The sequence below is a fragment of the Pseudoalteromonas sp. H71 genome (assembly GCF_001468485.1).
Taxonomy (GTDB): Bacteria; Pseudomonadota; Gammaproteobacteria; order Enterobacterales; family Alteromonadaceae; genus Pseudoalteromonas.
In genome coordinates this window covers 204,539-222,599 of sequence record NZ_LODI01000001.1, presented here as the reverse complement: position 1 = coordinate 222,599, position 18,061 = coordinate 204,539, and the positions used below count along the sequence as shown (strand labels likewise).

Genomic DNA, 18,061 nt, shown 5'->3' with positions numbered 1-18,061 from the left:
GACTTAGTGTTATAAAGTAGAGTTACTTTTATAGTTTAAATAATAAAGAGCCAAATAATTAAATTATTTGGCTCTTTATTATTATTATTTTGACCTTTATTTATTTCTTTTTCTCGCTTGGTACGGGCTGGCCATAGCTAGGAGAACGTGGGCCATATAGCAGACCATTGTATGTATCTGATGATAATAAACGATTTGATGTAATTGCAGCGATCTCGAACCCTTTGTCTGTAATGGTTTCTGCAATTTGGTTTATTGCAGCCACAACTAACATGCCGACTAAACCGCCACCGCTATTATTTTGTTGCTCGGCTGATGAAGCACGCGCTTTGCCTTGCCATAATTTCACCCCAGTACGCAAATCAACAAGTGATGCAGAAACAGTAACAGCCGTTTCACTAGAAATTACAACATAGCTTGTACCGTACTCTTCAACGGTTATGTAAAGTGCAGAATCGGCACCAAAAATACTTTGAAGTTTATCTACAGGAACTTGGTGTACGTCGCTTGCAACAGTAAGACCATTACCTTTAAATGTTTGTTCAACTACAGCTACCGGAAAAACATAAAATCCAGATTCTGCAATTGGAGCAACCATTTGTGTCATTACGCTATAAGGTGCGATGACTTCAGGTGTGTTATTAAGTGGCGGTAAGATAATAATTGAATGCGGGTCAGCTTCTTTGAATGCAGTATAGTCATGGGCTGGTGGAGGAGAAACACAGCCAGCAAGTAATGCAACAAGTGCAGCAGCAGTAAGTGATTTTAAGTTGAACATATTAGGCACCTTTCGCAGATTTTAATAGAAAGTCGATATATGAGGTTGATTCTGGAAACAGTGACTTTTCAGTTTCAAAGTGAGTTGTACCTAATGCAGCATTACCTGTTTCAAAGTAAAGCATACCTAAATGAGCGTGAAGCCCAGGTGCAATAGCTTTGCTTTTGTTTGCTGCGTCAGCAATAACTTGCTCCAGCATAGTAATTTGTTCTTCAAGGGTAACATCTTCTGCTTTTAAGTAAGCATAAACTGCGGTGTTATACTCACCATAGTAGTAAATAGGTTCTTTGGTTGAGTTACATCCTGTAAGCGCTGCACAGACTAATGCTAGGGTTATTAATTTTTTCATTACTTATCACCCCATTGACCAGATTCAAGTCCAGTAACTAGTTTATTTACTACTTCGCGGATTGCTAAGTCGAGCACTTTTCCATTAAGAGTTGCATCGTATGAAGCTGTGCTACCAAACCCAACAACTTCACGTTCAGATAAGCTGTATTCACCTGCTCCTTGAACTGAGTAAACCACTTCTGAGGTGGTAACATCAACAATATTGAGTGTTACTTTAGCGTAAGCAATTTGTGATTTACCCTTACCAAGTAAACCAAAAAGCTGACGGTCGCCGATTGCTTTACGACCAAATTCAGTCACATCGCCAGTAACCACAAATTTAGCACCGCTAATTACTTGTTTTGTACCTGTTAATTTAGCTTCGTCAGTAAGTGTTGCCATATTATCGCGATCAAGCACGCTAAAGCGGTTAGTTTGTTGTAAGTGGCTCATTAAAGTTGTTTTGGCTTGGTTACCTAAACGATCTTGGCCTGACGAAAAAATACCATTTTGAAAACTCGAGCGATTAACAAATTGACCTACTACAAGTTTACTCTTAGTACCTGTATAGGTTGTGTTGTAACTTGCTACGGTAGGGGTCTCAACAACTTTTGATGATGTTGTTGCACATCCAGCTAATGTAGATGCCATTATTGCAGAGATTAGAATCGTTTTAATGTTGCTTTTTACTATGCGCATAAGGTGTTTATGTCCGTTTAAATAATTACAAAAATATTTTAGAAACAGACTATTAACACTTAGTTCAACTAAATAAATATTTGTAGAGTCCATTCCGAGTGTATTTATAAACAAAAAACAATGTAAATGCAATGTTGTTTTATAATTATTAGGTACATAAATTTATATATTTCAAGGCTGAAATATTAGCAAAGACTAAAATAATAATACTGGTTTTCTAGTTACAACACTTTGGCTATTGATGCTTGAAAGTAAATAAACACGTAAGAAATTGTATGTTGGCATGCCATATTTCAGTTGTTTATTGTTGCATTTACATAATTAAAGTTTCTAAGAATAATTACAGGCAATACAGTGCTAATAAATATGGCTTTGTTTACACTATTCACGGGGTTTTGAGTTCACATTCATTGCTAATTTTAAATATAGCTTTTAAATCAACCCTCTAGCTTGCTTAGCACTCATTAATAGTTATAAGCCGGACTTTTTTAGTATTTGGTTAATAACAGTGTTAATGATCTACATTTTGCTACTCTAAATTATCAATATAATTGAGCTTACCTTTAAGATGGTACTTTAAATAAAGATAACGAGTTAACGTTAATATGAGTACCAAAGTCCCAATACCTAGTTGTATAAGCCATATTGTTGAGTGGTTGTACATTAAAACGCTCACGGCCGCTGTGATGCAAAGTGCAGCCCACAAAATGGAACAGCCTATAAGGTTTAAACGCCAATAGTTTATTTGATTAATAAGCTGCTGCTTTTTAAAAAGTAGCAAAGCATTAAAATCTAAGATATTGGATTTAATAAGCTTTTTACGTTTTAGAAATGCCCATATTGAAAACCCAATTGGTAACGGAGTTAAAATTGCGTATAACACTTGCTCAGGAGTACTAGTTGCTTCAAAAATTAATGCATAGATACAAAATAAGCTAACAAATGTGCCTGCGACTAAGTCGAACCATGCTTTGATTGATTGTTTTTTTCTTGCCGATGTAATTTGGCTCAGTAGTGCGGCAGTATCCAGTTTTGGAGTAGCATTTTTATAGTCTTTTTGCCATTGTTCTAATAGTGGATCCATAATTATTATTGCTCCATTAGCTTTTGAAGTTGCACAAGTGCGCGGCTAGCGCGCTTGGCGACGTTCGCTTCGTTTATACCTAGCGTATGTGTTATTTCGGCTTGGTTAAAACCTTCTAATTGAAGAGAAATAACTTGCCTAAATTTTAATGGTAGCCGTCTCATCGCTGTCATTAAATCATACGTGTTATCGCTGTGTTGGTGAGAATCAGTACTAACCAAGTCAAGTAAAGGGTCGCTTAAATTATGACGATCTTGGCGACGTGTTTCTTTTAAAACATGATCGACGGCACGGTTGTGTGCGACCTTGGCAATAAAGGTCTTCATACTTGAATCGCCTATAAAATTTTCTACTGAATGCCAAACAGCTAATGATATATCTTGCAGTAGGTCCTCTCTAAGTGCTTGGTCTGCTTCATGTGTTGCAGCAATACGCGCCATTAAAGGTGCGTATTGCAGTAGTACCTCATGAATATGATCCTTTTTACTCACTATGCTTCCTTGTGTTTTATGAATATATTGCTGTAAGCAATATAGCTTATACACATGAGTATAGGACCCGTAATAATTGCACTTAATAAAAAAGTGTAAGGAGCTAATAATAGGCTTAAGAAAGAAATCAGCGCAATTAAACACATTGGTTTAAACGCATAGAAAAAAGCATTGAGGCTACTTTTTAATGCTTGCAGTACATTTTTATCACCTAGTAAAACACAATAGCTTGCAAAGCTGACTGGCAGTGTAACAGGAATAATCGACGCAAAAATAATACCCAGTTGCCATTGAGACACTTCAGTAGGCTGCGAAAACAAAAGTAAATTGATGCCATCATTTCCTAGTAAAAGCTTTGCTACAAATAACTGAATAAAAAAAGCAGATGCTAAAATTGCTGAAAGCGGAATCATACTTAGCCAGTTTTTAGCTTTAAAAATCGACTTTAATGAAAATACTTTTTGAGTGGCCAAGTGATGAATTACTATTACAGCGCTACTGCCTACAAAAGTGGCGACCCATTTAGAGGCTAGCATGCCATAAGGGGCGGGTAGTATTTGAAAAATACCTTCAATAATTAAAGGAAGCAGTAAAAATAAAAAAAGCTTTACAGGTGCGCGTTTAAATATTGAAAAACCGTCTTGAAACCATTTATTAGCTTTACTAGCGGGTAAATTATGTAGTGAGCTTACTGTTAATGTACTCATTGTTACTCTCCTTTTGATTGTTATGTTATTAGTCGATAACAATGAGAATAACCTGACATTTTATTTTTCATTAAAGTAAAAAATATTTTTAAACATAAAAATAAATTTAGATTAGCTCGCACCACAAGCAGGGTGTAAATCAAGTACCTCAGTAACTACTTGACCGAATAAAGCTTGTTCTTGCTCAGATAAATTAATAGTTGGGTCAAACTTCATGGTGTCGGCGGGTTGTGAAGTAATTATTTCTGAAAAAGTCATGGCTGTTAATACATTGCCTGCGTAAGAGGCATGGTTACCATCATCCATATGTAGTTTTGCATTTGGCATTAACACTAAAAACCTGTTCCAAACAAGGCCAATGGGAGCCACGCAGCTAGGTTGTTTAGCGCTTATTGATAAGTGTAAGTCGTATACACGCAGGCCCTCTTCAGGGTTGCCTCTTTGTGGATGTTCTGGGAATAAAATAGGTGTAATGTTGTGTGTCTTGGCTGATGAAATTAAATGCTCAGCGGCATCGGTAGGGTACGTTGTTAAACCAGACTGAGAGTATTTTTGGCCTTGAAAAATAGCATGGCTTAGGTTGTTGTTTTTAAGCTTGTCTACATTTGCCCTAATACTCACAATATTATCTAAAAAAGGTCCCGATACGGTGGTTGTATGAACTGATTTATCTGGGTATTGGTTTTCGATTATATGCTCAATGATCCGCCCTAACTGACTGCTGTGACTATTGCCATAAATAATAATGTTGTAATTATCTTCGGTAGTGTTTTGTGTAATTGGAGTAAGACTTACACTTGTATTTGATTGCGGAACTTTGATATTACTGCTGCCTGAGCCACAGGCTGATAAAAATATTAAAGAAAAAAACCAAAATTGTTTAGGGTATTTAAAATTCAGCATGCCAATTTGTACCAATAATAAGAACTATTTACTGATACTAGTAGGTCGATTCATATGCCGCAAGTTCTTGCACGGTTCAAATATCTTAGTGATATTTTGTTTTATGATTTAAACAAAAAGCCCAGCAAAAATGCTGGGCTGAGGTATTTACGTAATAAACGCATTATTGCGTTAATTCACCAGTAGATGACTCGATGTGTGCTCTTACAAACCATTGAAACTGCTCAAGGTCAGCAAGTTGGCTTACTAGCATATCTTCAGATACTGGATCTAAATCTGATACCGTTTCGATGGCTTTACGGTGATCGGCATTAATGCCGTTGTACACCTTATCTAACGCGCCTAAATGCTCGGTAACAAGTCCTTTACCTAGTGAATATTCGTTCCATGTACGACGGTCTACAATTGACTTAGGTGTACCTACTGGTACGCCGCCTAAAGTGGCAATACGCTCGGCTATTGTATCTGTCATTTCACGCACAGCTTCAACCTGCGGGTCTAGCATTTCATGTACACCTATAAAATTAGGGCCAACAACATTCCAATGAATATGTTTTAGTGTTAATTGAAGGTCTATAAGTGCAACCATACGGTTTTCTAGGGCTGCGATAGTTTTATCAGCTGATTCATTACTCATACCTGGTGCAGTAAATTTAGCTTGCTTATTTGTGTTACTCATAACTTCTCCTACTTAACTATTTAATATTTTTATGTAAATCCTTTACATAATAAATACGTGATAATTATATAAAGCAATCAATATGCCGGAAGTTAAATTTAATAAAGTTATTTAAATTCAATGGTTTGCATTTTGTTTTTTTGATTTGTTTTTTTAACAGTATGAGGTGGTTATGAAAAGTCTGCATTTTTTTGTAAAATTTGCAGACCAAACAGATTTGTTGAAACTAAACTAAAATATTTTTAACGGGTGTATTCATGTGCCTTTAATAACTCAAGCGGTATTACTTCAAGCGACATCTTATTTGTGGCCTCCAGTAATACTGGCGGCGCAAGGTTTGCTTGTTGCGCATGAAGCCACCTTATCGCGCATAAACACCACTTATCACCCGCTTTTAAGCCTTTAAAATCGTAAAGTGGATTGGGCGTTATTAGGTCATTACCTTGTGACTTCGAAAACTGTAAAAATTCCTCGGTCATAACTGCACACACACTATGATTACCGCGATCAGAATCCGGTACATAGCAAAAACCCTCGCGAGTATACCCGCCATTTCCGCAACATAACTGTAACCGCGTATCGAGAACGTTAAATTGGTTTGCCATTAGGTGCCTCAAGTGACTGTGTTTAATAAAATAACAATAACCTTATCAGGCACTAAAAAGTATAGCTACTAAAGTAAGGATGTTTGATTACAACTTTTTAAGAAATCGAGATACTTTAATGGAGAGTAGGGTGGAAAAGTATGATTTGTGCCACAAGATAGATTAACTAGATTGTGGCACAAGTTAAGTTAAAGTTTGTTTATTATTCGTATTTTCTGGCTTTTTTAGTTTTGATTACTGCAATGTATGCATGCCAGCTTGCGTAGCTAAGTAGTGGCATAATTACAATAAACCCAACAGCACCAGTTACAAACCCAAGCGCAACCAGCAGAAAAATACATATTGACCAAACAACCATCGGCGCAAAGTTATTTTTCACGGCGTTAATAGATGAAACTATAGCTGTCATTATGTCCACACGTCTTTCCATCATTATTTGTGGTGTGAAAGCCGATACAGAGAAAACAGACACAAGTAAAACCCCACCTGCAATTGTCCCGAGCGTTAAAAATGCTGACAGTTCTTCAAATGTTGGGTTAGCGTAGTTAGGGTACAAAGCGTGAACAAGAGCGGCAATGCGCATCCATGCTATCATTATTACAAGTAATAATATTGCAAAGCCCCATTCACCAACAGGATTTCTAAACATTGATTTTAGTGAATGTTTTAACGTTGGTTTGTGACCTTTTTCAAGTTCCCATGCTACGTCGTATAGGCCAGCTGCAAAAGCGGGTCCAATTAATACAAACGCAACGGTGGCGGGTAATATTACAAATACGCTTTGTGCAAAAAATGCAGAGTAAATAATAGCAGCAGGAATAATACTAAACACTAGACCATAAATCACAGTGAGTAATGGTGCGCTGGTCATATCTTTAAACGCAAGTGCCAACCAATGAAAAGCAGCGAACGTATCTACTTTGTTGCATTCTATACAGCGGGCAAATTCGGTATTTTTATCAATTGTTTTTGTTGTAGGCATAAGTGGAGCTCCTCTATAAAGCCTCTATTTAGGTTTAGGTCATAAATGCTTTATTTACAAATATTAAACATAGATACGGAGCTAAAATTAAAATTGTTCACTAAATAAACGCTGTATATTTATTAGTCGCGGGTATTTCATAATAAAAATTGCACAAGGGGATTACGCAAATCAATATTAATAAGGTGCTACTTTACCTGCGGCAGGTTAAGTAGCTAAAGAATATTCAGCCCAAACTTATTGCTAAATACTTTATTTCATCACCACTTATTTGTGGTAAAAAATAAATGTCATTGTATTTAAAATACTGCTGAGAATTTATAGTAATAGGCTCAGCTGAGGTTGGTAACTCATCATAAATTTGTCCCAAACTGTAATCGTAAGCATTGCCTATTTTAATTGCTTTGTTGCGCTGTATTATTGGTCTATCAACGACTTTATAGCCTCCTCTATCAGCAATATAGTAAACATTTTGATAAGTATAATACGTGGATTTGTGGTGCTTAATACGCGAATAATGTCTTGGAAGCTTTTTAATTCGTAGCCCATGAGGTGGCATTACAGTATGGTAGCCTTTTTTAGCTTTTCGGTAATAAATACCGTCATTAAAACTAAACGAAATTCCATTAAACCAGATAGAAGTACTTCTTCTAGGTAAGTGCCTTATATATTTATTTTCTTTGTAATAGCGTGGTTTATATCTATTAGTTAGGTAGTTATATTTATGGTTGTCGTAACGTAAGTGTTTACGCTTGTCTTGCTTCTTTTTTTGTTTGTTTTTTTCTTTTTTGCGGTCTTGACGCTTTTCTTTTTTTTGCTCTATTCGTAGCGTTTTTTCATAGCGGCGTTCATCGCGCTTATATTCAATGCGTTTAGGATTTTCGCGCTTATAGTTTATATGGTTTTCTCGCTCGTTGGGTGCTGAAATAGCTGGGCTTGAAAGCGCGCCAATGGCAATTATGCCCGGTAGTAAAAAGGAAAGTTTCATAGTGTGCCTCGTTTATGTTGTTACATAACTAGACTTAATATTACCCCTTGAAACTGAACATTAACTGACCTACTTACTTTTTGGCGTTCCCTTTACAATGCTTTACGTAGACCACACAGTTTCTTACCGTTTATTACAATTTTAAACAGGGCGCTTTAAATAATAATGCGTATGCGATGATAAAGAGAATAGGATAAATTTAAAGGCTGGCTTTTTGAGCCAAACTATTAAAATTTAGATGATTTTAATAGTTTGTTCGTTATTGTTTAGCTGTGGTTAACTAATCTCATCAAGTAAATGCATTACGCGTTCGCTGGCAGCTTCCATTTTATGAATATGCTTAATTGCAGATTCTTTATCGCCATTTTGAATAGAGCGCAGAGCCGCAACACCATTTTTATGCACTTCACTATGTGGGTTTTCTAATTGTTTAAACGCATTGGTGTGTTTAAATTCAGCAGATTGTTCTGAACTATACCACTGACCTAATCGGCACATTGTGTGATCGCTAAAGTCATTAATCGATTTATTACTTTGGCCATTTGCAACAGCATATACGTCACCTTTCCACACAACATGGTCAAGTTTAACGGTTTGTATAAATGACAAGGTCGCTGCTTGAGATATTGTGTTTTTCATATTGTTGCAAAAATCAATAATTGAAGTGTAATCGGTATTGAGTGCATCAAAATTGTCACTTAAGTGCGAACTATTTTCTTTAATACCTTCCACAGAGACCACTGTTTCGTCTGTTTTATTGATTATTTCTTTTACAAGGTCAGCTACTTCTTGCGCCGATTTATTTGTGTTTGTTGCCAATACTCTTACTTCGTCTGCTACAACGCTAAAGCCTCGACCTGCTTCACCAGCTCGTGCAGCTTCAATAGCAGCATTTAGTGCTAGTAAATTGGTTTGATCAGATATTTTACTAATGGTCGAAACAAACGTGCTAATTTTTCCAGCCATGCTGGCTAAGCCTGAAATGTTTTCAGTCATGCTACCCATTTTGTTTGTCATTAAATCCATTTCTTTAACAATATGATTGAGTGAACTATTTGATTTTTCGAGCAGGGTATTAATTTTATCGCTTACTTTGTTTTCTTCATCAATTTTGGTGTAAGAGCCCAGTACGGTTTGTCTTATTTCATCAATTTGATTAACACCATTAATTGAACTCAATAGTAAAGAGTGAGTGAAACTATGATCTTCATTACTATTAGGATTGTTAAGCTCTTCAATGAGTGATGTATTTTCACTAATTAACGATGTATTTTTATTGCGTAAACTCTCAATTTCTTTTTTTAGTTGGTCATTTTCGTTTTTCAATATCGAGTAGGTTGAACTTAAAACAAACATATTTAGACCTTGATTTTTAAATAATAATTTACATTTAGTTATCATTATAGAGGTAAAATTTTATTGAGCCTATATTTATCATCACTGTTTTCCTTAAATAAGCCCATACGGTGAAAAATGTTCTGTTAGTTTTCACCGTGTATCATTAAATTCAAAATTCTTGTTCAAAGGCTGCTTTTATAAAGTCCGTAAAAATGTGACTAGGTCGGCTTGTTCTTGCTTGGTTAAATTAAGCTTAATAAGCAGGTTGGTGGTTTTAGGGAAATGCGGGTCGTTTAGTTGGTTTTTCCGTGGCTTTGGTCTAGCCCCACCATGGTTATACATACTCACAATGCCTGCTAAATCTTCAAATAAGCCATTGTGCATCCACGGAAATGTTTGCATTAAGCCTAGTAAAGAGGGGGTTCTAAATTGCCCTATGTGATCAGGGGTATTTGTGGCATCAAAGCGGCCTTTATCTTCAAAGTGTCGACCATAGTAATGTAGCCCAGTGCCATGAAATTGATTGTCACTCAGTAGTGCACCGTTATGGCAGGTCATGCATTTAGCTTTAGTTCTAAATAGGTGCAGGCCATTTAGCTCACTATCGCTTAAGCTACTAATTGCGTGTTGTGGGTTTTTATTAAGCTGCGTTAAAAACGTTTTATAGCGACTATTTGGCGCGGCTAATGTTCGCTCAAACGCAACTAAGGCTTTTGCCATTTGCTTTGAAGTTAGGGTATTACTGTTAAAAGCATTTTGATTAAATAGTATGCGACGGTAGACTGTAAAGCTGGGAATGGGAAATTGCTCTATAGTAATCAGGGCAATCAATTACAAACTAGTTGCGATTATTTAATGTTTTATTTAGGAAATGTATGCAGATACTTTTAGTTTTTATATTACTTTGCCCATTTTGGGTATGTAGTGCTGAAAACACATCGCTTATTATTTCTGAAAATGTACTGAGCTCAGATCAAGCAAACAAATTACACATTCATCGACTAGTTGATGGAAATAGTGAAAATTTGGACGATAGCTGGGTAGTACTAATGTATCCCGAAGTTGATCAGCAAGGCCAATCAATAACTGAGTTATGCATAAGTATTAATAGTGGGCCAAAGAAGTTAGCTTCGTTGTGTTCTGCTATAAACAAGTCCGAAATTAGCGGATTTAATCGTTCTGATTTTGAAATAGGGGAAGGTGTTTCAGTATCAGCTGATTTTACATACGGTGCGGTTCGTTATACTTTACAAAATGTTTTATTACTTGAAAGCGAAGACTATGAGTCATTCAAAGAGCGATATAACAAACCCGGCGACCCAGAGAATGATTAATAGTCATATATTTAGCAAACAATACAAAAAACGATACCAACATATTTAGTGTTGGCTAACAGGGAGTGTTTATTCTTATGTTCAAAATTATAATTATTTTAATAGCAATTATTTCTTTTAATGCCTTGGCAGCAGAAGAAGTGAAGCTTGGAGTTGTAGGGAACGTTGGGGCGGATGGCTTTTTTAGCCCAAAAGTAATGTCATTTATTATTGAAAAAGTAGAGCCTAATTCTCCCGCTGAAAAAGCAGGGATTGTTGCAGGGCAAAAAATTATTTCTATAGAAGGCTGTAAAATTCCGGGCTGCCCTGCCAGTAAAGCAAAAAAATTAATGCGCAAGGAGTCAGGAGATATCTTACAGTTAGTTTTAGAAAATGAGGATGGTAGCCAAGTTCCTTTAGAGGTTCCTATGAATGCTTGGTAAGCCTAATGAGCTTTAAGCGCCGTTAATTGTCGGATGGCGCTGCGCTTGCGACCTACGTTTTAAAACGGTTTAAAAGTTATTAATAAAGCGGCTTAACGCAATGAAGGTTAAGCCGCTTTTTTGTTATTACTGATAGGATAATACTTGTAAATGATTACTCGGCCTTAGCCTGTGTGGTTTTTCTAAACATAAACTCAAGCGGAATATGTAGGCGTTTTGCCCACGCGTTTTCGGTATGATCTTCCCCTGGGAAGTATTGGCTTTGCCATAACTTTGCTGGGTATTTATGCGCCATAAATAAATCATCAATTTGCGCTTGTAACTTAGGGTACATGGCATCTAAGGTGCTGTCGCCATAATCAAAATAAACCTTTTGGTTACTTAGCTTTGCGATGTTGTTGGCAATGTACTGTTTAAATTGTGCAATTACTTCGTCGTCGTGGCTAAAAATACCTGGCCAATGGGTCGACATACTAATAGCACCCGCAAATTCGTTAGGGTAATTAAGTAGTGTGTACCACGATATAAGCCCACTCATGCTAGAACCACCAATATAACGGTACTGCGCGCCTTTGTTTACGTTGTAGTTAGACTCTATGTAAGGAATAACTTCTTTAACTAAAAAACGTGAGTAGTTATCTGAGTATACGTTAGAGGCAAATAGTTTATGGCCTGGGTATTTTTCTAACTGGGAAAGGGCGCTTTGCTTTTGCTTGCTTAGGGCCTCAAACGGTTTTTGTGGGTAGTATTCTCTGTGGCGGTTTTCTACGGCGTTTGGAATGCCGACCACAATAAACGGACGCACTTTGCCTTACTCTATTAATGTGCCAGCTACTTCATCTACGCGCCATTCTTGCTTGTTCCATGTGCTGTTGGCATCAAATAGCATGCGGCCATCGTGCATGTAGAGCACATCGTAGTTGGTGTTTTTGTTGTAACCTGGTGGTAGCCAAACATTTAAAAAACGGTTTTTTACAAACTGTGATTCTATATTGTCGATTACTTCAATGTGGCCTTTGCTTACTTGCACGTTAGCTGTGCTTGCATAGCAGGTATGCACTACAAATATTGATAAGCTAAACAGTAAAGCAATTAATTTCATGGTGGCGCCTTAGCATACAAAAAGTACACTATTACAATCTATCATTGTTAATCCAATGTGAATACGTATGCACTGGTTAGGGGGGCGTAAATGTAAAAGCCACTTTTTTATTAATTATAAAGTGGCTTTGTTTGGTTGGACTAACGCATAGTGAGTTGTTGGTTTATTTCATCAAAAATACCGGCGTCGTCTATGGTTGAAGGGATTTGTAGTTCGTCGCCATCTATAAGTTGACGTAAATTTTTACGTAGTATTTTTCCGGAACGAGTTTTAGGTAAGCGCTCTACGCTAACTATATTTTTTAAACATGCAATGGCGCCAATTTGATTACGCACGGAGGCAACAAGTGCTTTTTCGACTTCTTGGCTTGACCCTGTGAAGTCATTTTTAAGTACAATCATGCCCATTGGGAGCTGGCCTTTTAGTGGGTCGTTTACACCAAATACAGCGCATTCGGCAACCGCAGGATGAGCCGCTACAATTTCTTCCATTTCGCCGGTAGAAAGCCTGTGGCCTGCAACATTTATAACGTCATCAGTGCGGCCCATTATGAATAAGTAGCCGTCTTCATCTATATAACCGCCATCTCCAGAGAGGTAGTAGCCCTCGTATTCACTTAAATAACTGGCTTTAAATCGGGCTTTATCTTGCCAAATAGTGGGTAAGCATCCGGGCGGTAAAGGAAGCTTTATAACTACAGCCCCTTGTTCGTTAGCGGCGCATTCATTACCGTTCATGTCGAGTATACGAACATCAAACCCGGGTGTTGGTACGGTTGAGCTGCCGGGTTTGGTTGTTAATGTTTCTATTCCTACTGGATTACAGGCAATCGCCCAGCCTGTTTCGGTTTGCCACCAATGATCGAGTACCGGAAGTTGAGTTTTCTCTTTTAGCCATTGATAAGTGGGTGGATCGAGGCGTTCGCCTGCTAAAAACAACCGCTTTAAGCTAGAGGTATTATATTTTTTAAAGCCTTCAGCATTAGGATCTTCTTTTTTAATGGCTCTAAATGCAGTGGGTGCGCTAAATAACGCACTCACTTTATATTCTTCAACTACACGCCAGAAAGCGCTGGCATCGGGAGTGCGAACAGGTTTTCCTTCATACAAAACGGTTGCACATCGGTACATTAATGGTGCATACACAATATAAGAGTGCCCAACTACCCAGCCAATATCTGATGCCGCCCAAAACACCTCTCCAGGCTCCATACCATAAACTGTTTTCATGCTGTAGTTCATTGCAACGGCGTGCCCGCCATTTTCACGCACAACGCCTTTGGGAGTACCTGTGGTACCTGATGTATATAAAATATAAAGCGGGTCGTCACCATTTACTGGTATTGGGTCGGCTGCTTGTGCTGTTTGCATGGCATGCATCCAATCTATATCGCGCACTTTCACCATGGTTGCAGTGACCTGTTCACGCTGGTAAATAATACAGTGATTTATTTTGTGATTGGCAAGTTCTATGGCGTTATCAATCAGTGGTTTGTATTCAATGATGCTATCGACCTCTACACCGCAAGAAGCACTAAGTATCAGTTTAGGTTTAGCATCGTCGATACGCACAGCTAGTTCGTGCGCAGCAAAGCCGCCAAACACCACTGAGTGTATAGCGCCCAAGCGAGCGCAAGCTAACATACCAATAACAGCTTGTGGGATCATAGGCATGTAAATCACTACGCGGTCACCTTTTTGTACACCGTATGATTTCATTACACCTGCAAACTTAGCCACTTGATGTTGTAGTTGGTTGTAAGTATAAATTTGCTTTGTATTGGTGACAGGTGAGTCGTAAATCAGTGCAGTTTGTTCGCCAAAGCCTGTAATAATATGCTGGTCTAGGGCTAAAAAGCTGCTATTTAGTTGTCCATCACTAAACCAATGGTAAAGGCCGTCGTTATCTTTTGTGTAGGCTTGTTTTGGCGTTTTATACCACGGTATGCTTTTGCTTTGTTCAAGCCAAAACTGAGCTGGATTTTGCTTAAAGGTAGTGTATTGCTGGTTATAAAGGCCTGGCATAACTGGCTCCTAAAACTAATATGTGTGAGAGACCTTACAAAAGGTAGGCTTTTTTATCCGTGTAGGCTATTCGACCTTGGTCGGCTAAAAGTTAATCACATGGTTAGTATGCGTTGCAGTAAGTTTGACAAATAAAGACGCGGGGCTCAGCATAGCCTTATATTTGTAAAGGGTTAATTGTATGAGTAACGAAGTGAGAGTAGGCGTGGCGGTTATTATTATGCGCCAAAACACTATTTTATTAGGTGAGCGTATTGGTGCACATGGTGCAAATACATGGGCAACACCCGGCGGGCATTTAGAGTTTGGCGAGGCAGTTGAGCAATGTGCAATACGCGAGGTATGTGAGGAAACAGGGTTAAATGTAAGTAAAATAACTAAGCTTGATTTTACTAACGATATTTTCAGTGCTGAAAATAAACACTACATTACATTATATGTAAAAGCAGAGTATGAAGGTGGCGAGCCAACTCTTTACGAGCCTGATAAATGTATTCAGTGGCGCTGGTGTGATATTAATAATTTACCTTCGCCACTGTTTACATCACTTAAAAATTACTTAGCTACAGCAACTCTCACGGTTTAGTTGATGGGCTTAATACTAATTTTTTAAAGCTCACTTGTGCGTAATCGCCATTTTGCTTGTCGAGTGCCCATTCGCCTGTACCTAAGCAGCCAGGGTACCAAATACCTTTAGATGATTTAGTGCTACATTGGTTATAAGCACCGGCTTTAAAATAGTGCCAGTCGGCAGCATAACCATGTGGATGATCTTTATAATCCACCTTGCCATATGCATCAACATTGTTCCCTAAGTTAATTGAGTAATTAACGTCTTTATTACCCTGTGCGGTAAAGGTTAGGTGCATTACATTACCATGCACGTTCACGGTGTAGCTAAAATCTTCGCCAAGGGCTATTCCCATATCCGCTGGATCATTTGGGTTTTCCCACGTGTTTCCCCATACTGGGTAGGTAATGTCTGTACGGTTAGGATCTGTTTTTGGGAGGTTACGTTCGTAGTTCCAAAAAACGGAGCCTGTTTTATGACCTGGCCATTTTTTATAGTAAATTTTTAGCGGTTCGTTGCCCCACCCATAACCCAGTTTTGTATCAATTAATGCTTGGTCTTTACCTGCATGAATTTGACCAACAACAACAGAGTAAGCTGCTTTTTTATTAGGATCTGTGGCTCGAAGTGCTACATGATCAACCTTCAACGTGGCTTCCATTTTTCCACCTACAGAGCCAAAACGCTCTGAAAGGGGATGAACAGCCAATGCAAAATTATTTTTTGAGTTTTTTGTTTTAATTTTGGTATTTGACCCGCGGATCATTTGTCTTAATTCACTACGTGTATTGGTAGAGTTGGCGCTGGTAAGTGCTTTATTTGGCGAGGTAAATACCATATAGCCTTGCTCATCAAGATAGAAAAAATCAGGGTGAGCGTAAGTTTGAATTTCTTCAACGTCGATTGTATCTATTTTTCCATCGTTGTTTAAATCGACCGGTACGTTTATTTTCCATTGCGATAAATCAAATTTTGACGCAGGGACTGCTGCATTATTTTCAACTTTAGTATTTGTACTAGCGCAGCCCATAAATAATAAAGGAGTAACAGCGGCAAGTACTGCGAGTTTAAAAGTAGATGTGTATTTTTTCATGGTTGTCTCTGTGTGATGATTTTAAAAGTAAACGATATTAACTTCGCTTAGCTTTAATTTAACATACCAATTTAAAATATCAACATTACCAATTTTTGGTTTTTATTATTTCAAATAAGATTATTGGTTATACCAATGTGTTTTTTTGCTGTTTTTTGCGCTTTTTATTTAAGTGTTTACGCTGCGCTTTTTTTATGTGCTTAGTTAGCCACTTTGTCATTTTAGGCATTAGCTCAGGGGCAAAATTATGGCCCATACCAGGGACTACTCTTAGCTTGGCCTTTTTTATAAGTGCGGCTGTATTTTTACCTGCATTAAGCGGAATAACCACATCGTCACTGCCATGAATTACGAGTGTTGGGGTTTTAATTTTACGTATTAAATGTTGCCTGTTTTTACTTGCGGCCATTGCAACTAATTGGCGTTTATAACCATTGGGATTGTATGAACGCTTAACTATTTGCGTTGCATGGTGGCGAAGTGTGTCTTCTGTTTGAGGGTAAGCAGGGCTGCCAATTAGTTGGTTCAGCTTAATGTTGTAATTTATTGCTTCATCAAGATTTGGCGTTTTAGGCCTTAATTTTGCTAGTTTTATAAATACACCAATGCTCTTAGCACTTAGCCTTGGTAGGCTAGAGCTCGACATAATTGTTGTTAAACTGAGTACCTTTTTTTTATGTTGCGCTGCGATTAACTGGGCAATCATCCCACCCATAGATGCGCCAACAAAGTGGGCTTTTTTTATTTTAAGTGCGCACATAAGTGCTAAAACATCGTTTGCCATATCATCGAGTAAGTAGGGAGTTTTAGTCGGGATGGAGAGCCGTTTACTTAACCACGATTTAAATAAACTTGCAGGCGGTGCGTGATCACAATGAGTTGACAGACCACTATCGCGATTATCAAATCGAATTACCCTAAAACCGTTTTTAACTAAACCATAATATAACGTGTCTGGCCATACGGTCATTTGAGCGCCAAGCCCCATTATTAGAATGATTGGCGGAGATTTTTTATTGCCTTCGTCTTGATAATGAAGCGTTATACCGTGAGGTGTTTTAATTGTGCGCATAGCCAAGAGGTGTAGTTAGCTTTGCTAAATTGTAGCGAGTATTTATTACAACTTATTTGCAGTATTAGGCAGTGGCAGTTGCCATTTATTTAAAATAGCATTGTATTCGCCACTTTGTTTAATTGCTTCAAGAGCGTCTGATAGTGTATTGGCTGTTTGCGCGTCGAGCATTTTATTCGCCGCAAAATAAAGCGTAGAAGGGAAATCTTCTAGGTGGATCCGCTTAGTGATAAGGCTTGGATCTAACCCCGACATTTTTAGTTCGTTATTAAGGGTGAGTGTATTCATTAATACAAAATCAATACGCTTTTTATACAGCATTTGCCACAGTTGTTGATAGTAGCTCACTAGCACTAAATTTTTGTCTTCTGTAAAGCCCATTTGCTGTAAATATTTAGCACTGGAGTAACCGCGAATTGTGCCTATTTTATAAAACTTAGTGTGGTTTAAGTGTGTTGCCTCTGCTTTACTACTTTTTAAGCTAACTACGTAGGCGTCGGTAAAATATACGTCGCCTAACCATATAAAGTTATTTGTGCGTGTTGGGGTTTTTAACAAAGAAAGTAAAATAGTGTTTGGGTTGCTTTCAAGCTCGTGAAATGCGCGCGCCATGGGCATTATTTCAAATGAAGCACTTAACGTTGTGTTTTTTAAAACTGCTTTGGCTAAATCCACAAGCGCGCCATCGGCTTGGCCGTTTTCATTTTTAAAATGATATGGGTGTAGGTCTTCTGCAATAAAGTTAAGTGTACTCGTTGCATTTACCGCGGTACAAAACATTAACATAAAGGCGATAATTACAACACGAGGGTGCATAAAACAATCTTTTATAACTAATATGCTTCGAGTTTAAAGAATG

General features: G+C 37.8%; 22 protein-coding genes. 3 read left to right on the top strand and 19 right to left on the bottom strand.

Going from position 1 to position 18,061, the window contains the following annotated elements; all coding sequences use genetic code 11:
- Nucleotides 1-100: 100 nt before the first annotated feature.
- The 13 genes from ATS71_RS01040 to ATS71_RS00980 all read right to left on the bottom strand — a co-directional run bounded on the left by ATS71_RS01040 (nucleotide 101) and on the right by ATS71_RS00980 (nucleotide 10,304).
- Complete coding sequence (locus ATS71_RS01040) at nucleotides 101-778, bottom strand: DUF799 domain-containing protein (protein ID WP_058403140.1); 678 nt, start codon at nucleotides 776-778, stop codon at nucleotides 101-103.
- A 1-nt stretch (nucleotide 779) separates the two neighbouring features.
- Nucleotides 780-1,127, bottom strand: coding sequence for a DUF4810 domain-containing protein (locus ATS71_RS01035; RefSeq protein ID WP_006791804.1), 348 nt, complete (start codon nucleotides 1,125-1,127; stop codon nucleotides 780-782).
- Nucleotides 1,127-1,807, bottom strand: coding sequence for a CsgG/HfaB family protein (locus ATS71_RS01030; RefSeq protein WP_058403139.1), 681 nt, complete (start codon nucleotides 1,805-1,807; stop codon nucleotides 1,127-1,129). The genes ATS71_RS01035 and ATS71_RS01030 overlap by 1 nt, the downstream gene beginning before the upstream one ends.
- Before the next feature lie 529 nt (nucleotides 1,808-2,336).
- Nucleotides 2,337-2,891, bottom strand: coding sequence for a hypothetical protein (locus ATS71_RS01025; RefSeq protein WP_058403138.1), 555 nt, complete (start codon nucleotides 2,889-2,891; stop codon nucleotides 2,337-2,339).
- Nucleotides 2,892-2,896: 5 nt separating this feature from the next.
- A complete protein-coding gene (locus tag ATS71_RS01020) occupies nucleotides 2,897-3,382 on the bottom strand; it encodes an RNA polymerase sigma factor (protein WP_058403137.1) in 486 nt (161 codons plus the stop codon).
- Nucleotides 3,382-4,089 carry a hypothetical protein gene (locus ATS71_RS01015; protein WP_058403136.1) on the bottom strand — a complete coding sequence of 236 codons (708 nt, stop codon included), beginning with the start codon at nucleotides 4,087-4,089 and terminating at the stop codon, nucleotides 3,382-3,384. Before ATS71_RS01015 ends, ATS71_RS01020 begins: the two co-directional genes overlap by 1 nt.
- 111 nt (nucleotides 4,090-4,200) lie before the next feature.
- Nucleotides 4,201-4,992, bottom strand: a complete 792-nt coding sequence (locus ATS71_RS01010; protein ID WP_058403327.1) for a hypothetical protein — start codon at nucleotides 4,990-4,992, stop codon at nucleotides 4,201-4,203.
- Between the two features lie 163 nt (nucleotides 4,993-5,155).
- Nucleotides 5,156-5,671: a DNA starvation/stationary phase protection protein Dps gene (dps, locus tag ATS71_RS01005; RefSeq protein ID WP_058403135.1), complete on the bottom strand. Its 516-nt coding sequence runs from the start codon at nucleotides 5,669-5,671 to the stop codon at nucleotides 5,156-5,158.
- Nucleotides 5,672-5,913: 242 nt separating this feature from the next.
- Nucleotides 5,914-6,276: a DUF2237 family protein gene (locus ATS71_RS01000; RefSeq protein ID WP_058403134.1), complete on the bottom strand. Its 363-nt coding sequence runs from the start codon at nucleotides 6,274-6,276 to the stop codon at nucleotides 5,914-5,916.
- A 202-nt stretch (nucleotides 6,277-6,478) separates the two neighbouring features.
- Entirely contained in the window at nucleotides 6,479-7,258 is a 780-nt protein-coding gene (locus ATS71_RS00995; protein WP_058403133.1) for a DUF2189 domain-containing protein, read from the bottom strand.
- A 226-nt stretch (nucleotides 7,259-7,484) separates the two neighbouring features.
- Entirely contained in the window at nucleotides 7,485-8,246 is a 762-nt protein-coding gene (locus ATS71_RS00990; protein WP_058403132.1) for a DUF6515 family protein, read from the bottom strand.
- 276 nt (nucleotides 8,247-8,522) lie between these two features.
- Nucleotides 8,523-9,602 carry a methyl-accepting chemotaxis protein gene (locus tag ATS71_RS00985; protein WP_058403326.1) on the bottom strand — a complete coding sequence of 360 codons (1,080 nt, stop codon included), beginning with the start codon at nucleotides 9,600-9,602 and terminating at the stop codon, nucleotides 8,523-8,525.
- Between the two features lie 177 nt (nucleotides 9,603-9,779).
- Complete coding sequence (locus tag ATS71_RS00980; protein ID WP_235591391.1) at nucleotides 9,780-10,304, bottom strand: cytochrome-c peroxidase; 525 nt, start codon at nucleotides 10,302-10,304, stop codon at nucleotides 9,780-9,782.
- A 155-nt stretch (nucleotides 10,305-10,459) separates the two neighbouring features.
- Here ATS71_RS00980 and ATS71_RS00975 point away from each other — a divergent pair, with 155 nt between their 5' ends.
- Entirely contained in the window at nucleotides 10,460-10,918 is a 459-nt protein-coding gene (locus ATS71_RS00975) for a hypothetical protein (RefSeq protein ID WP_058403131.1), read from the top strand.
- Nucleotides 10,919-10,995: 77 nt separating this feature from the next.
- A complete protein-coding gene (locus ATS71_RS00970) occupies nucleotides 10,996-11,340 on the top strand; it encodes a PDZ domain-containing protein (protein WP_058403130.1) in 345 nt (114 codons plus the stop codon).
- Between the two features lie 154 nt (nucleotides 11,341-11,494).
- Here ATS71_RS00970 and ATS71_RS00965 read toward each other — a convergent pair whose 3' ends face one another.
- The 3 genes from ATS71_RS00965 to ATS71_RS00960 form a co-directional block, all read right to left on the bottom strand.
- Complete coding sequence (locus ATS71_RS00965) at nucleotides 11,495-12,145, bottom strand: alpha/beta hydrolase (RefSeq protein ID WP_235591390.1); 651 nt, start codon at nucleotides 12,143-12,145, stop codon at nucleotides 11,495-11,497.
- Between the two features lie 6 nt (nucleotides 12,146-12,151).
- Nucleotides 12,152-12,442, bottom strand: a complete 291-nt coding sequence (locus ATS71_RS18755) for a hypothetical protein (protein ID WP_235591389.1) — start codon at nucleotides 12,440-12,442, stop codon at nucleotides 12,152-12,154.
- A gap of 140 nt (nucleotides 12,443-12,582) precedes the next feature.
- Entirely contained in the window at nucleotides 12,583-14,466 is a 1,884-nt protein-coding gene (locus ATS71_RS00960; protein ID WP_058403129.1) for a propionyl-CoA synthetase, read from the bottom strand.
- A 181-nt stretch (nucleotides 14,467-14,647) separates the two neighbouring features.
- On the opposite strand from ATS71_RS00960, the gene ATS71_RS00955 reads away from it, so the two are divergent.
- Complete coding sequence (locus ATS71_RS00955) at nucleotides 14,648-15,052, top strand: nucleotide triphosphate diphosphatase NUDT15 (protein WP_058403128.1); 405 nt, start codon at nucleotides 14,648-14,650, stop codon at nucleotides 15,050-15,052.
- Here ATS71_RS00955 and ATS71_RS00950 read toward each other — a convergent pair.
- From ATS71_RS00950 to ATS71_RS00940, 3 genes are all read right to left on the bottom strand, one after another.
- Nucleotides 15,042-16,130, bottom strand: a complete 1,089-nt coding sequence (locus ATS71_RS00950) for a polysaccharide lyase family 7 protein (protein ID WP_058403127.1) — start codon at nucleotides 16,128-16,130, stop codon at nucleotides 15,042-15,044. The genes ATS71_RS00955 and ATS71_RS00950 overlap by 11 nt on opposite strands.
- A gap of 127 nt (nucleotides 16,131-16,257) precedes the next feature.
- A complete protein-coding gene (locus ATS71_RS00945) occupies nucleotides 16,258-17,202 on the bottom strand; it encodes an alpha/beta fold hydrolase (RefSeq protein ID WP_058403126.1) in 945 nt (314 codons plus the stop codon).
- Nucleotides 17,203-17,247: 45 nt separating this feature from the next.
- Complete coding sequence (locus ATS71_RS00940; RefSeq protein WP_058403125.1) at nucleotides 17,248-18,018, bottom strand: substrate-binding periplasmic protein; 771 nt, start codon at nucleotides 18,016-18,018, stop codon at nucleotides 17,248-17,250.
- Nucleotides 18,019-18,061: the final 43 nt, after the last annotated feature.

What these genes read in the sequence shown, in the direction of transcription:
- ATS71_RS01030 (WP_058403139.1), bottom strand. Translation starts at nt 1,807, where the DNA reads ATGCGCATAGTAAAAAGCAACATTAAAACGATTCTAATCTCTGCAATA.
- ATS71_RS01025 (WP_058403138.1), bottom strand. Translation starts at nt 2,891, where the DNA reads ATGGATCCACTATTAGAACAATGGCAAAAAGACTATAAAAATGCTACT.
- ATS71_RS01010 (WP_058403327.1), bottom strand. Translation starts at nt 4,992, where the DNA reads ATGCTGAATTTTAAATACCCTAAACAATTTTGGTTTTTTTCTTTAATA.
- ATS71_RS00940 (WP_058403125.1), bottom strand. Translation starts at nt 18,018, where the DNA reads ATGCACCCTCGTGTTGTAATTATCGCCTTTATGTTAATGTTTTGTACC.
- ATS71_RS18755 (WP_235591389.1), bottom strand. Translation starts at nt 12,442, where the DNA reads ATGAAATTAATTGCTTTACTGTTTAGCTTATCAATATTTGTAGTGCAT.
- ATS71_RS00990 (WP_058403132.1), bottom strand. Translation starts at nt 8,246, where the DNA reads ATGAAACTTTCCTTTTTACTACCGGGCATAATTGCCATTGGCGCGCTT.
- ATS71_RS00985 (WP_058403326.1), bottom strand. Translation starts at nt 9,602, where the DNA reads ATGTTTGTTTTAAGTTCAACCTACTCGATATTGAAAAACGAAAATGAC.
- ATS71_RS00960 (WP_058403129.1), bottom strand. Translation starts at nt 14,466, where the DNA reads ATGCCAGGCCTTTATAACCAGCAATACACTACCTTTAAGCAAAATCCA.
- dps (WP_058403135.1), bottom strand. Translation starts at nt 5,671, where the DNA reads ATGAGTAACACAAATAAGCAAGCTAAATTTACTGCACCAGGTATGAGT.
- ATS71_RS00975 (WP_058403131.1), top strand. Translation starts at nt 10,460, where the DNA reads ATGCAGATACTTTTAGTTTTTATATTACTTTGCCCATTTTGGGTATGT.
- ATS71_RS01000 (WP_058403134.1), bottom strand. Translation starts at nt 6,276, where the DNA reads ATGGCAAACCAATTTAACGTTCTCGATACGCGGTTACAGTTATGTTGC.
- ATS71_RS01040 (WP_058403140.1), bottom strand. Translation starts at nt 778, where the DNA reads ATGTTCAACTTAAAATCACTTACTGCTGCTGCACTTGTTGCATTACTT.
- ATS71_RS01015 (WP_058403136.1), bottom strand. Translation starts at nt 4,089, where the DNA reads ATGAGTACATTAACAGTAAGCTCACTACATAATTTACCCGCTAGTAAA.
- ATS71_RS00995 (WP_058403133.1), bottom strand. Translation starts at nt 7,258, where the DNA reads ATGCCTACAACAAAAACAATTGATAAAAATACCGAATTTGCCCGCTGT.
- ATS71_RS00970 (WP_058403130.1), top strand. Translation starts at nt 10,996, where the DNA reads ATGTTCAAAATTATAATTATTTTAATAGCAATTATTTCTTTTAATGCC.
- ATS71_RS00980 (WP_235591391.1), bottom strand. Translation starts at nt 10,304, where the DNA reads ATGGCAAAAGCCTTAGTTGCGTTTGAGCGAACATTAGCCGCGCCAAAT.
- ATS71_RS00955 (WP_058403128.1), top strand. Translation starts at nt 14,648, where the DNA reads ATGAGTAACGAAGTGAGAGTAGGCGTGGCGGTTATTATTATGCGCCAA.
- ATS71_RS00950 (WP_058403127.1), bottom strand. Translation starts at nt 16,130, where the DNA reads ATGAAAAAATACACATCTACTTTTAAACTCGCAGTACTTGCCGCTGTT.
- ATS71_RS01035 (WP_006791804.1), bottom strand. Translation starts at nt 1,127, where the DNA reads ATGAAAAAATTAATAACCCTAGCATTAGTCTGTGCAGCGCTTACAGGA.
- ATS71_RS00945 (WP_058403126.1), bottom strand. Translation starts at nt 17,202, where the DNA reads ATGCGCACAATTAAAACACCTCACGGTATAACGCTTCATTATCAAGAC.